We start from the raw sequence: 12,250 nt of genomic DNA on the forward strand, positions 1-12,250 counted from the left end.
ATCAAGAAAAGGCTGATCCTAAAATCAACCTCTCTTGTTCTGCCCAAATCGAATCATCTAGTTACCCTTAACTGCAAAGTAGAGACCAGATGGGCTGGCAAAGTTAAAGGTCTTAAAAGGCATCTCTGTTACTGGACTGCAGGTATCCGTCAAAGCAGAAATGTTTTCATGTAAGACTTCGATCTCGTCCACCTCAAAAAGAATGCTCGGTACATTATCTGCAACTTCTGGCGATACTTGCTGAATAAACTCTTTGGCAAAAACTGTGATGGTTACAGTTGAATCCGCATGGGGTTTCATGTCGAAGGTGTCAAACCCCATCATTTCACTTTCTGAAATAATGACAAAACCTGCTGCCGACCAAAAAACCTTCTCAGCTGCCACATCCGCAACATAAAGCATCAATCCAAAATCTTTTCTAAACATCAGTTAGCTGTTCGTTCAGTTAGGAAATCTAACCAAACTCTCCTTTCTCTCTTTACTCTTAAAATTTCACATTAGCCCGTTTCCTCATGAGCCATTTTCGCCAATTCTTCCCGTTTGGCGTAGGTTGCTTCAGCGACAGCTTTTACCAAGCCATCAATTTGTTCCTGGGACCAGGTTCCCAAAATTTCCTGGGCCGCTTTTGCGTCGCGAATTTGGTTGCGAACCGCCTGTTTAACAACTAGGTCTTTATCTATGAGATGCATAAGCACAGCTCCTTTCCTTAAGGATGTAGGCCTTGCAATGCTTTAGGGTCTCAAGCCCACATCGTCTGCAGACCCCTTAACCGCTTGTTTATATTTATATTATACTCTTTATGGAAGCGCTTAGCAAGTGTTATGTGAAAAATGAACAAATTTTATTTTTAACATAACTTAATTTTTATTTGTTTTTGTTTTGGCAAAATTGAAGTATAATAAGACTATGAACCTAAAGGATGAGATTAAAGCGCTAGCGAAAGAAATCGGAATTTCAAAAATCGGCTTTACAACAGCCGATGATTTCAACTACTTAGAGAAATCTCTGCGATTAGCCAGAGAAGAAGACCGGTCTTCCGGCTTCGAACACAAGGTCATTGAAGAACGACTAGATCCCAAACTGAGCCTGGCTTCAGCTAAAACAATCATTTCCATTGCCCTAGCCTATCCCCATAAACTACCAACCCCAGCCGAAAAATCCCAATTCAAAAGAGGGAAATTCACCCCCTCTTCCTGGGGAATTGACTACCACTACCTCCTCCAGGATAAAATGGAGCAATTAGCGGCAGCCATCCGTCAGCTGGATACCCAACTGGAATACAAAACGATGGTCGATACCGGTGCCCTGGTGGATACGGCTGTTGCCCAACGAGCCGGTCTGGGCTTCATCGGGAAAAATGGCCTTTTGATTACCAAAGAATACGGATCCTATGTTTTTTTAGGGGAACTGGTGACCAATTTAGAAATTGAACCCGACCAACCAGTTCCCAATGGTTGCGGCGATTGTACCCGTTGCCTCACCTCCTGTCCAACCTCCTGTCTGCTTGGTGATGGGACCATGAACGCTAAACGCTGCCTGTCCTTTCAAACCCAGGACAAGGGCATGATGGACCTGGAATTCCGTAAAAAAATTAAAACCGTTATTTATGGCTGCGACATCTGCCAGATTTCCTGTCCTTATAACAAAGGTATTCTCAACCAAGCCCACACAGAAATTGATCCAGAGCTAGCCCAGCCTCAGCTCCTCCCCTTTCTGGAATTGAGTAACGGGCAGTTCAAGGAAAAATTTGGCCATGTAGCTGGTTCCTGGCGTGGCAAGAACATTCTTCAACGCAATGCCATTATCGCCCTGGCCAACAGTCGAGACCGATCTGCCATTCCTAAATTACTGGAAATTATCGACAAATCCCAAAATAAAATCCACGTAGCAACCGCTATCTGGGCCATCGGACAAATTGTTCCCCAGCCAAATCCTGAAATGATTACCTTTATCGAAACCTTGACAGGATTGGATGAGGACGGACAAGCAGAACAAGCAAGACTCCTCAATAAATGGCAAGTAGCTACTGACTAATCTTCAAAAGGTAAAACACATCCGTCCTCTACAGCAACGGATGTGTTTTTTCATTTATACATACTAAAGAGCACCTCTAAAAACTAAATTTCTGAAAATCTAAATGTTGATTTATCAAGGTTTGAGTGATTCAATTTGAAGAAAAACTGGGGTTTTTAGAGGTTCCCTAAAGCTCCTCGACAGGACGAAAATGACCAATAACCTTACCAACAATCCGAAAATCGTCATCAGGACCAGCGAACAGGTCCTCATAGTTTTCATTGAAGGAGACAATTCGGTATCCCCCCTCTTCTCGGTAAACCCGCTTGATGTAGGCACGACCATTTAAAGAAATGGCATAAACAGCGCCATCATAGTCAAAACCGTCATCATTAAAGAGGGCAACTTCCCCATCAAAATACTGAGGCTCCATGGAATCCCCTTGGATAAAGGAAGCAAAGTCATAGGAATATTCTTGATCTGTATAGACCGTCTGGAAGGACTGCTCATCATAGTAAGTCTCCCCGAAACCAGCAGATAAGGGCACTTGATCTAGGACTTGAATTGCAAACAGGGGCACAAGCTTCTCTTGAATCGAATTCTTCTGTGTTTCTAATAGCTGTTCGACATAATCCTCTGCCTTTCTCTTGTTGTCAGTATTCAACTGGAGATAGGGTTGGACAATGGCATACTCAGACTCAAAATAGGTTTCCTCCACCCCAAAATACTGGCTTAAGTGTTGCAAATGAGCCTGATTAGGCCGCGCCCGTTCCAATTCCCAGCTGGCATAGGAAGCTCGATTAATACCCAAAACAAGCGCTAAATCAGCCTGTGTCCGCCCCTCTTGTTGCCGTAAAGTTTTTAATCGTTGACCAGAAAACATAAAAATCCCCCTTGTGTGTTTTATAAAACACATTATATAATAAAAAGAAATCCTTGTCCATTCTCTTATCGAGAGGGACAAGGAAATTTCATCAGTCTCCTCGGTTAAACTTTGGACAGAATAGCATCCCAGGCCTGATCAATTCCGTGTTTGGTTTCAGATGAAAAGAGAACAAAGTCATCGCTAGGATCAAAGTCCAACTTGTCCTTAATCATTTTTTCATGCTTATTCCAACGACTTCTAGGGATTTTATCAACCTTGGTCGCAACGAGAATCACAGGGATCTCATAATATTTAAGGAAATCGTACATTTGGACATCATCCTGGGATGGAGCATGGCGAAAATCAACCAGGCTCACGACCGCTTGAAGATTTTCCCGACTTGTTAGGTATTCTTCAATCATCTTTCCCCATTTTTCACGTTCTTTTTTAGAGACTTTGGCATAACCATAACCAGGGACGTCTACAAATCGTAATTGGCCATCAATATCAAAAAAATTCAAGAGTTGGGTTTTTCCTGGTTTACTGGAGGTCCGTGCCAGATTTTTTCGATTCAAAATCCCATTAATAAAGCTGGATTTTCCAACATTTGAACGGCCAGCCATAGCGATTTCAGGAATATCATCCTGTGGGTAATGACTTTTATTGGTGGCACTCAGAAGTAAATCTGCATTGTGTGTGTTTAATTCCATTCTATCTCCTTAAAAAAGGAGCGGGATCTGGATCCCTACTCCCCCTTTTATTCTTTATACTCTCGAGCCTATATTGGGTTAAACGAGTTTGAGTATTAAGCAGTTTCTAAAATAGGTTTTTCCAAACCAAGAACAGCTTCCTTGGTGATGCGAACAGTTTTCACATCTTCCTCACTCGGAACTTCAAACATAATATCCATCATGGTTTCCTCAATGATAGAGCGAAGACCACGAGCTCCTGTTTTCCGATCAATGGCTAAACGGGCAATTTCTTCCAAGGCTCCGTCTTCAAATTCCAACTCGACATCATCATAAGATAGCAGGGTCTGGTATTGTTTCACCAAGGCATTCCGCGGTTCTTTCAAAATGCGGACTAGATCTTGAACTTCTAACGGCTCCAAAGCCGCAAAAATTGGCAAACGTCCAATCAATTCAGGGATAATTCCGAATTTTTGAATGTCCTCAGAGACGATTTCTTGCATGTAGGAACCATTCTCATCAATAGCCTTATTATTTTGACCAAAACCAATAATTTTTTCCCCGAGGCGCTGTTTGACAATCTCTTCGATTCCGTCAAAGGCACCACCCACGATAAAGAGAATATTTTTGGTATCGACTTGAATCATTTCCTGTTGCGGGTGCTTGCGACCACCTTGAGGGGGTACGCTGGCAACAGTTCCTTCAATAATTTTTAGCAGGGCTTGTTGCACACCTTCACCGGAAACATCGCGTGTGATAGAAACATTCTCGCTTTTCTTAGCGATTTTATCAATCTCATCTACGTAGATAATGCCACGTTCTGCTCGTTCAATATTGAAGTCAGCTGCCTGTAGCAATTTTAGGAGAATGTTTTCAACATCTTCTCCGACATAACCGGCTTCCGTTAAGGCTGTTGCATCTGCAATGGCGAACGGAACATTCAAGCTTTTAGCCAAGGTTTGGGCCAAAAAGGTCTTTCCTGAACCGGTTGGCCCAATCATGAGAATGTTGGATTTTTGAAGTTCAACATCTGTTTCCTCATCTCGGTTATCATGGAAATTAATCCGTTTGTAGTGGTTATAAACAGCCACGGCCAAGGCCCGCTTAGCCCGGTCCTGACCAATCACATAATGATTTAAAATAGCCAAGAGTTCTTGTGGTTTTGGCACTTCCGATAGATCTGCCAAAACTTCTTCCGCCAATTCTTCACGAATAATTTCTTGGGCTAATTCGACACACTCATTACAGATGAATGCGTTATTTCCAGCAATGATTTTTTTTACTTCATCTTGGTTTTTACCACAGAAGGAACAATAAATCATCACTTCATTTGATCTCGATTTCGACATAAATAAATCTAACTCCTAGATTAAAATAAAGTATTATAAACCGCGTGAATCGTGTTCACCAAATTTGTAAAAGCGTTCAACATAAAAAATGCTGTTAAACCGTAGCGCCGTTTTTGAAAAGATTGCATGGCACACAAAACACAAATCACTCCAAGCAGGGCTGTAAAAAGTCCAAATAGATTGCGTTCCATTTTTTATGCTGTCCTCCTATATTTATAAATTGTAAAGGGAATCGAGGCGGTTGGTTGCTCTAAACGCTCAAACAGCTCAAATGACTGCCAAGAAAAAGCTTCCGGAAAATAAACATCTCCTGCAAACTTCCCATGGATCTCCGAACATACCAATTCATCCAAGTAATCTTCAAAAGTACAGAAAATCTCCCGACCACCAATGACATAGAGATCCAAATCCTGCTTCTGGTACCAGTCCAAAACCTGCTCAACAGAATGGCAAACCAAAACATCCGGATGGTCGACTTGGTAATCCGGATCCCTCGTTAGAATCAGACTTGTCCGGCCTGGTAAGATACGGCGCCCCATTCCATCAAAAGTGACACGCCCCATTAGCAGGACCTGGCCCATAGTTGTGGTTTTGAAATGGCTCAATTCTTCTGGAATACGCCAGGGAAGATGGCCATCTTGACCAATTAAACCTTCCTGATCTTGAGCCCAAATCGCTTTTATTTTCTTGGGCACCTTGTCCCCCCCTTACTTGCTTGTTTTTATTTTATCAAAAGCGAACCCAAAATGGGGAAATCAAGCTAGCTAAAACGCTCAAAAAAGCGAATCACATCTAAATTCAAGCGAACTTGATTGGCATAAAAATAATTTCCACCATCGCGGTAAAGTTCTGCCCCATGAAAGATTGAAATAGGGGTCCAATAAGAATAGGTCTCGCCCTTGGAATTTCCTAGACTCGGTGCCACAACGTCTCTAGAATAGGCACGTGCCAGATCCAGACTAGTTTTCTGACCATTTTCCGCCACATAATTGATATAGGCCCCTCCAAAATTATAGGCTTGCACCGCAGTCCATTCATCAACCCCTGATTCTTGACTATGAAGATAATAATTGTTGAGTGTTTTTACGCCATGAGCGACACTTGCTTGGGGACTGGCTAAGGAATCCACTTGACCGGTCAAACTTTCACTGGCCTGCATAATATCCTGGCCCTGACCCTTGGTTTCTGTATAAATAATCGCCAGCACCAAATCAGAATCCAAGGATGAATTTTCCTTGTTTAACGCTGCTTCCACCATCGGTTGGAACTGACGCACACGGGCCACGGTTTGAGCTGTCTGCCAGGTTCGCCACAGTCCTAGGACGAATAAGACTACTACTAGTAAACTAACACATCGTTTCAACATTAGAGACTCTCAATCGTATCCACATTTTTGATCAGAATTGAATAGGTGCCATCCTCATTCATGATAAATTCCACCGATTCAGCATCTTCATAAACTGGATTTGGTACAATTAGCTGGATTCCATTCGACAACGACAATTTCTGATTCTCCAATCGCTTCAATTGACGTTGGCTATCGATTTCTTGAAACTGGATGGTTTCAGGAACCTCTTCCTTCATCTGATCAATAAAGGTTAGACGAGCTGTCAAATTGTCTTGGAACAAATCGTTGGCAATATCTTCTGGTCGCAACTCCTGCTTCTCCTCTAAGTTTTTATGCAAAGAGGACTTAAGTTTTGATTGGAACTGGAAATCATCCGCTTGAAAACTTTCAGCGATTTTTTGAGCCGCTTTTTCCATTGTCTGGATTGATTTTTTCGGAGAGGGAGCCAGTTCTACTTCCAATAATTTTTCTGAAAAATAGTGAAGGAAACTCCCCTGAGCCTTGATGCGTTTTTCCAATAAAAAGTATTGGCCAGTCACTCGATTCACAACCAAGCCTTCATCTGGACTAGCTCCAAAACCAGGTAAATGGTTCTGTGTTAATTGGATTCGGTTCTCTTCTTGGCCTAAATCAGTCAAACTATCGCGAAGGACCAAGCGTAAAAAGGCAAAATGACTTTGTCCCTCTTTTTCAAAGCCAACAAAAATCAAATCGTTCATTTTCTGGTTTTCCGCCTCCTTAAAGGCCTCTAACCAGAGTGTGCTGATTGTTCGCGAGCTTTCCATCAAATCATCTTGGATATGGCTGAAAAAGGTGTTTCCCGAGTCGAAAGCACCTTTTTTGGCATCCTCTGAATAGACTTTTTCAATTTTTTTCCGCAGATATTCATCAATACGAGGAGATAATTCGAGGGGTTCTTTGGAAAACTGCAGGTCTAAACTTTGGGGTGAAAATTGATGAATAATGGCTTCCTTAATATAAATATCCATACTAATCCTTGTATAGTGGGAAGGCACTGGTCAATTCAGCCACCTCTGCCTTCACTTCTTCTAGGACAGCTGGCTGATCTGCTGATTTCAAGGTTTTAATAATCAAGGCAGCGACCTTCCGAGCTTCTTCTTCCTTGAAGCCACGAGCCGTGATGGCTGGGGTTCCGATACGGATACCAGAGGTTTTAAAAGGTGATAGTTGCTCGTATGGAATGGAATTTTTGTTCAAGGTAATATGGACATCATCCAAAAGTTGTTGGGCAACTTTTCCGTTCTCCACGACCTTTGTGACATCTACCATAAAGAGGTGATTGTCAGATCCACCAGAGATTACACGAAAATCCTCGTCTTGCAAAAAAATCTCAACCATAGCTTGGGTGTTTTTCAAAACCTGTTGCATATAGTCTTTGAAGGCTGGATCCAGCACCTCTTTAAAAGCAACTGCCTTAGCAGCAATCACATGCTCTAGGGGACCACCTTGAAGGCCTGGGAAAATCGCTGAATTAATTTTCTTGGCCAAATCTTCATCGTTGGTCAGAATCAAGCCCCCCCGTGGACCCCGAAGGGTTTTGTGGGTTGTGGAGGTTACCACATGGGCAAAAGGCATAGGATTGGGATGAAGACCCGCAGCTACCAAACCGGCAATGTGGGCCATATCGACCATGAGGTAGGCATTGACCGAATCAGCAATCTGACGCAGGCGTTCAAAATCGAGAATCCGAGAATAGGCAGAAGCTCCAGCCACAATCAGTTTTGGTTGGTGTTCCTTAGCTAAGGATTCTAATTCATCGTAAGACAACAATTCTGTCTCTGGATCAACATTGTAGGGAACAAAGTGATAGGTTTTTCCAGAAAAACTAACTGGTGAGCCATGGGTCAAATGGCCACCCGCTGACAAATCCATTCCTAGAATGGTATCTCCTGGTTGCACCAAGGCCATATAAGCCGCAGCATTAGCCTGGGAACCCGAATGAGGTTGAACATTGGCAAAACCGGCTCCAAAAATTTCCTTAGCCCGTTCAATGGCTAGATTTTCGACCACATCGACAGCTTCTGTACCACCGTAGTAACGGCGTCCAGGATAGCCCTCTGCATATTTATTAGTCAGCAGGGAGCCTTGAGCAGCCATAACGGCTTTGGAAACAACATTTTCCGATGCAATCAATTCAATATTTTCTTCCTGGCGTTTGGTTTCTGCATCGATTGCTGCCCATAGTTCTGGGTCATAGTTGCGATAATCGGTATTTTCAAAAATCATTTTTCCACCTCTTTAAAGTTTAACTGGGGAATCACTGCTTGTAAGTCTGTCTGGGTAATGGCACCTTGCCTGAGAATCCGAGCCGGTTCTTGGGATAAATCGAGAATCGTCGAGTCAACTCCAGTCAAAAAGGCATCATCTGCCAAGCCCAGTACGGGAATATCTTGTTGAATATCTTGGAACTTCTGACCACTACTGGCACCACTTAAATTAGCAGATGGTCCAATCAGTGGTCCGGTTTCCTGAATTAACTCTAGGGTTAGCGGATGATCCGGCATCCGAAAACCGACTGTAGGTAAACCAGAGTTGATCCAAACTGGGACACTGTCCCGCGCTTTTAACAGGATGGTCAAGGGGCCAGGCCAAAAATGAGCCACTAGATCCTGAAAACAAGGTGGAATCTCACTCGCATATTCTGTTACTTGTTCAAGGTTTGCGATATTAAGATTCATGGCTTTGTCTCTGGGTCTCTGTTTAAGCCTATAAACCAAATCCACTGCGTCCTGATCCAAGGCTTTTGCAAAAAGTCCATAAACCGTTTCCGTTGGCAAGATCACAGCTCGACCAGCTTCTAACTCATTCTTTAAGATGTCCATCTACTACCACCATCCGATCCTGACCAAACTGGTCTTGCAACACTCTGACACGGGCCTTGGGAAAGGCTGCTTGAAAGAGACCTTGGACCGCTTGGCCCTGCTTATAGCCAATCTCTAAATAAATCTTACCCGTGGGTTTTAAAGAAGTTCGTGATTCTGTAGCTAATTTTCTGTACAGGGCTAAACCATCTTCCTCTGCAAATAAGGCTGTATGAGGTTCTGAGTGGAGGACGTTCAAACCGACTTCCTCTCGATCCTCCCAAGCAATATAGGGCGGATTTGACACAATAATATCAAAGGGACCTGTCAAATCCGTCAATAAGTCACTTTGCTGCAAATTTACTCGTTCCTGCAAGTCTAGTCTATCGCGATTCAGTTCAGCGACTTGCAAGGCTTCCTTCGAAATATCGGAAGCCCACACCTCCCAGGTTGGCCTTTTTTGAGCTACTGCGAGAGCGATTGCTCCACTCCCTGTTCCCACATCTACCATTCTTACATTCTCATCGGGATTTTCTGCTAAAAGTAACTCAACTAACTCTGCTGTTTCTGGTCTGGGAATCAGAACCCGTTTATCAACTAGAAATTCTAGACCGGCAAAGTCAGTTTTACCAAGGATATACTGGACCGGCTCATGGGCTATCAAGCGCTTATGATAGGACTCCAGTTGGGCTAACATCTCAGCCTCTTCTTCTTTTTGCAAAAAGAAAACAAAATCGGTAAAGGTCCAGTTAAAAACTTGACGAACTAAGAAATCAAAGGCTTCCGGCTCTTCGCCAATTTGTACTAGTTGTTGGTGAAAGGACTGGAATCGTTGGCTATATTTCATCTACTGGTTCAAAGCCTCTAATTTCTGCGTCTGATCATACAAGACCAAGGCGTCGACCACCTCATCTAACTTACCGGACAAAATACTATCTAACTTTTGTAAGGTCAAACCGATTCGATGGTCTGTCACGCGATTCTGCGGAAAATTATAGGTCCGAATCCGCTCAGAACGGTCTCCTGTACCAATGGTTGATTTACGCTCAGCATCTTGCTCGTCTTGGGCAATCTGGGCAAAGTGGTCGGCTACCCGGGCACGGATAATTTTCATAGCCTTATCACGGTTTTTCTGCTGGGTCCGTTCTTCCTGCATCTCAACCTTAATATTGGTTGGCAAATGCACGATCCGAACGGCCGTCGCCACCTTATTGACGTTCTGACCACCGGCTCCTGAGGCATGATAGATATCTACCCGCAGGTCTTTTGGATCAATGTCGTATTCCACTTCTTCGATTTCTGGCATAACCAAGACAGTTGCCGTTGACGTGTGCACGCGGCCTTGACTCTCTGTCACTGGAACCCGCTGAACCCGATGCGCACCGGATTCATATTTGAGCTTGGAATAAACAGACTGGCCAGAGACCATAGCGACAACTTCTTTGAAACCACCGACACCATTCATCGAAGTTTCCATAACTTCAAAGCGCCAGCCTTGGGTTTCTGCATATTTCTGGTACATGGTCAAGAGGTCCCCTGCAAAGAGAGCCGCCTCATCTCCACCAGCTGCTCCCCGAATTTCCAAGATAATGTTTTTATCATCATTTGGATCCTTGGGCAATAAAAGGATTTTCAATTGAGCTTCATAATCTTCTTTGGCCTGCTTGGATTCTTTCAATTCCAGTTTAGCCATTTCTTCCAACTCGGCATCACCAGCGGCATCCTTAATCATCTCTTCTGCATCTGTAATGGATTGTAGCACCCGCTTGTATTCCCGATAGGTAGCCACCGTTTCCCGTGTCGAAGCTTCTTCACGAGAAAGCTCCATAAAGCGTTTGGTATCGCTGACGACCTGGGGATCACTCAAAAGTTCCCCCAACTCCTCATAGCGATCTTCCACCGCTTGTAATTGATCATAAATATTCATCCTCAGACAACTCCTTCTAATTCTGGATTAAAATAATGTCTTCTGCAAACTGATACATAGGTTTCATTGCCCCCGATTTGAATTTGTTCGCCATCATACAGCGGCTTTCCATCTTGCATACGGAGGACCATTGTTGCTTTTTTAGAACAATAATGACAAATAGTCTTAATCTCTTCAATCTTGTCCGCAAAGAGTAAAAGGTATTTTGAACCTTCGAACAATTCATTTCGGAAATCATTCTTTAAACCAAAGGCCATGACCGGAATATCCAGTTCATCCACGACCCTTGCCAAGGCAAAAACATGATGCCGCTTGAGAAATTGAGCTTCATCAATCAGGACACAGTAAAGGTCCTCTTGCTCTTTTTCAATAAAGCCAAAGAGATCAAACTCATCGTCAATAGCCAAGGCTTCCCGTCGCATCCCAATCCGACTAGACACCATTCCGACGCCATCTCGGGTATCTAGGGCCGAGGTCATAATCAAGACCTGCTTCCCCTGTTCTTCATAATTATGGGCTACTTTAAGGATTTCAATTGTTTTTCCCGAATTCATTGTCCCATACTTAAAATAGAGCTGCGCCATGATTCAACTTTCTAAAAAATTATTTCTAACAAATTATACAATAAATCTCATGAAATTTACAGTCTTTTACCGAGGCTCTTTATGGTAGAACAGCTTTAGCAGAAGTAACCGAATCAGTTATGAAACATACAGGAGCTATCAAGGAAGCCATCCATGTCTTTATTCAAGACCTACCTGAGGGAACCTATTATCCCCAAGGGCAAATGAAAACCAAATAAGAAACACTTAAGGGCACCTCTAAAAACCAGAAGTATTCCGTCATATAAAAAAAGAAGGGACTCTTGCCCTCCCTTTTTAGTCCAACGTGCATCGGTATCCTTTTGAGAACGTTTAGCTGAATTCCAGTCCTCTGGCTCCTTCCCTTCTTTGATTTGTTTATTTTCTTCTCGAGAATTTCTTTGTTTAGGTGCTTCCACAAAAGTGGCATCAACAATCTGTCCCTTATGAGCTAGTAGACCTTCTTCTGCCAAAGTTAGATAGAAACAATCAAAGAGCTCTTGTTCTTTTCCAGATTTGGTTAGACGTTCTCGGTATAGCCAAATAGTTTTAGCATCTGGAATTTTCTGATCATCGCAACCAACAAAACGGCGAAAAGACAGACGATCAAGCAATTGGTATTCCATAGCTTCGTCTGACAAATTATAGAGGCGGGC

Annotated in this window: 15 protein-coding genes and 2 pseudogenes; 2 read left to right on the top strand and 15 right to left on the bottom strand. The window is 43.1% G+C overall.

What is annotated here, in order from left to right:
- Positions 1–57: 57 nt before the first annotated feature.
- Positions 58–426 (bottom strand): VOC family protein, encoded by a 369-nt coding sequence (locus E5983_RS01915; RefSeq protein ID WP_160332237.1) that lies wholly within the window; start codon positions 424–426, stop codon positions 58–60.
- Positions 427–497: 71 nt separating this feature from the next.
- Positions 498–689 (bottom strand): hypothetical protein, encoded by a 192-nt coding sequence (locus E5983_RS01920; protein WP_160332238.1) that lies wholly within the window; start codon positions 687–689, stop codon positions 498–500.
- A 217-nt stretch (positions 690–906) separates the two neighbouring features.
- Between E5983_RS01920 and queG the strand changes: the two genes are divergently transcribed.
- Positions 907–2,034, top strand: a complete 1,128-nt coding sequence (queG, locus tag E5983_RS01925; RefSeq protein WP_160332239.1) for a tRNA epoxyqueuosine(34) reductase QueG — start codon at positions 907–909, stop codon at positions 2,032–2,034.
- A gap of 166 nt (positions 2,035–2,200) precedes the next feature.
- On the opposite strand, the gene E5983_RS01930 is transcribed toward queG, so the two are convergent.
- The 12 genes from E5983_RS01930 to E5983_RS01980 all read right to left on the bottom strand — a co-directional run bounded on the left by E5983_RS01930 (position 2,201) and on the right by E5983_RS01980 (position 11,597).
- A complete protein-coding gene (locus E5983_RS01930; RefSeq protein ID WP_160332240.1) occupies positions 2,201–2,896 on the bottom strand; it encodes a LexA family transcriptional regulator in 696 nt (231 codons plus the stop codon).
- A 104-nt stretch (positions 2,897–3,000) separates the two neighbouring features.
- Positions 3,001–3,588, bottom strand: coding sequence for a ribosome biogenesis GTP-binding protein YihA/YsxC (yihA, locus tag E5983_RS01935; protein WP_160332241.1), 588 nt, complete (start codon positions 3,586–3,588; stop codon positions 3,001–3,003).
- Between the two features lie 95 nt (positions 3,589–3,683).
- Positions 3,684–4,916 (bottom strand): ATP-dependent Clp protease ATP-binding subunit ClpX, encoded by a 1,233-nt coding sequence (clpX, locus tag E5983_RS01940; protein ID WP_160332242.1) that lies wholly within the window; start codon positions 4,914–4,916, stop codon positions 3,684–3,686.
- Between the two features lie 20 nt (positions 4,917–4,936).
- Positions 4,937–5,107 carry a hypothetical protein gene (locus tag E5983_RS09690; protein WP_179923975.1) on the bottom strand — a complete coding sequence of 57 codons (171 nt, stop codon included), beginning with the start codon at positions 5,105–5,107 and terminating at the stop codon, positions 4,937–4,939.
- A gap of 3 nt (positions 5,108–5,110) precedes the next feature.
- Entirely contained in the window at positions 5,111–5,611 is a 501-nt protein-coding gene (locus E5983_RS01945) for a dihydrofolate reductase (protein WP_160332243.1), read from the bottom strand.
- 65 nt (positions 5,612–5,676) lie between these two features.
- Positions 5,677–6,282: a lysozyme family protein gene (locus tag E5983_RS01950; protein WP_160332244.1), complete on the bottom strand. Its 606-nt coding sequence runs from the start codon at positions 6,280–6,282 to the stop codon at positions 5,677–5,679.
- Positions 6,282–7,253, bottom strand: coding sequence for a nucleoid-associated protein (locus E5983_RS01955; RefSeq protein ID WP_160332245.1), 972 nt, complete (start codon positions 7,251–7,253; stop codon positions 6,282–6,284). The genes E5983_RS01950 and E5983_RS01955 overlap by 1 nt, the downstream gene beginning before the upstream one ends.
- Before the next feature lies 1 nt (position 7,254).
- Complete coding sequence (gene glyA / locus E5983_RS01960; protein WP_160332246.1) at positions 7,255–8,511, bottom strand: serine hydroxymethyltransferase; 1,257 nt, start codon at positions 8,509–8,511, stop codon at positions 7,255–7,257.
- Positions 8,508–9,107 carry an L-threonylcarbamoyladenylate synthase gene (locus tag E5983_RS01965; protein ID WP_160332247.1) on the bottom strand — a complete coding sequence of 200 codons (600 nt, stop codon included), beginning with the start codon at positions 9,105–9,107 and terminating at the stop codon, positions 8,508–8,510. The genes glyA and E5983_RS01965 overlap by 4 nt, the downstream gene beginning before the upstream one ends.
- Entirely contained in the window at positions 9,088–9,933 is an 846-nt protein-coding gene (gene prmC, locus E5983_RS01970; RefSeq protein ID WP_160332248.1) for a peptide chain release factor N(5)-glutamine methyltransferase, read from the bottom strand. The genes E5983_RS01965 and prmC overlap by 20 nt, the downstream gene beginning before the upstream one ends.
- A complete protein-coding gene (gene prfA, locus E5983_RS01975; protein ID WP_160332249.1) occupies positions 9,934–11,013 on the bottom strand; it encodes a peptide chain release factor 1 in 1,080 nt (359 codons plus the stop codon).
- A 2-nt stretch (positions 11,014–11,015) separates the two neighbouring features.
- Positions 11,016–11,597, bottom strand: coding sequence for a thymidine kinase (locus E5983_RS01980; protein ID WP_160332250.1), 582 nt, complete (start codon positions 11,595–11,597; stop codon positions 11,016–11,018).
- Between the two features lie 101 nt (positions 11,598–11,698).
- Between E5983_RS01980 and E5983_RS01985 the strand changes: the two are divergent.
- Positions 11,699–11,815: pseudogene (locus E5983_RS01985) on the top strand (tautomerase family protein); the annotation flags it as partial.
- A 66-nt stretch (positions 11,816–11,881) separates the two neighbouring features.
- Here E5983_RS01985 and E5983_RS01990 read toward each other — a convergent pair.
- Positions 11,882–12,250, bottom strand: a pseudogene (locus tag E5983_RS01990) (transposase); the annotation flags it as partial.

Source organism: Streptococcus danieliae, assembly GCF_009767945.1.
Lineage (GTDB): Bacteria > Bacillota > Bacilli > Lactobacillales > Streptococcaceae > Streptococcus > Streptococcus danieliae.

What these genes read in the sequence shown, in the direction of transcription:
- E5983_RS01920 (WP_160332238.1), bottom strand. Translation starts at nt 689, where the DNA reads ATGCATCTCATAGATAAAGACCTAGTTGTTAAACAGGCGGTTCGCAAC.
- E5983_RS09690 (WP_179923975.1), bottom strand. Translation starts at nt 5,107, where the DNA reads ATGGAACGCAATCTATTTGGACTTTTTACAGCCCTGCTTGGAGTGATT.
- E5983_RS01915 (WP_160332237.1), bottom strand. Translation starts at nt 426, where the DNA reads ATGTTTAGAAAAGATTTTGGATTGATGCTTTATGTTGCGGATGTGGCA.
- E5983_RS01930 (WP_160332240.1), bottom strand. Translation starts at nt 2,896, where the DNA reads ATGTTTTCTGGTCAACGATTAAAAACTTTACGGCAACAAGAGGGGCGG.
- prfA (WP_160332249.1), bottom strand. Translation starts at nt 11,013, where the DNA reads ATGAATATTTATGATCAATTACAAGCGGTGGAAGATCGCTATGAGGAG.
- E5983_RS01980 (WP_160332250.1), bottom strand. Translation starts at nt 11,597, where the DNA reads ATGGCGCAGCTCTATTTTAAGTATGGGACAATGAATTCGGGAAAAACA.
- queG (WP_160332239.1), top strand. Translation starts at nt 907, where the DNA reads ATGAACCTAAAGGATGAGATTAAAGCGCTAGCGAAAGAAATCGGAATT.
- prmC (WP_160332248.1), bottom strand. Translation starts at nt 9,933, where the DNA reads ATGAAATATAGCCAACGATTCCAGTCCTTTCACCAACAACTAGTACAA.
- glyA (WP_160332246.1), bottom strand. Translation starts at nt 8,511, where the DNA reads ATGATTTTTGAAAATACCGATTATCGCAACTATGACCCAGAACTATGG.
- clpX (WP_160332242.1), bottom strand. Translation starts at nt 4,916, where the DNA reads ATGTCGAAATCGAGATCAAATGAAGTGATGATTTATTGTTCCTTCTGT.
- E5983_RS01955 (WP_160332245.1), bottom strand. Translation starts at nt 7,253, where the DNA reads ATGGATATTTATATTAAGGAAGCCATTATTCATCAATTTTCACCCCAA.
- E5983_RS01950 (WP_160332244.1), bottom strand. Translation starts at nt 6,282, where the DNA reads ATGTTGAAACGATGTGTTAGTTTACTAGTAGTAGTCTTATTCGTCCTA.
- yihA (WP_160332241.1), bottom strand. Translation starts at nt 3,588, where the DNA reads ATGGAATTAAACACACACAATGCAGATTTACTTCTGAGTGCCACCAAT.
- E5983_RS01965 (WP_160332247.1), bottom strand. Translation starts at nt 9,107, where the DNA reads ATGGACATCTTAAAGAATGAGTTAGAAGCTGGTCGAGCTGTGATCTTG.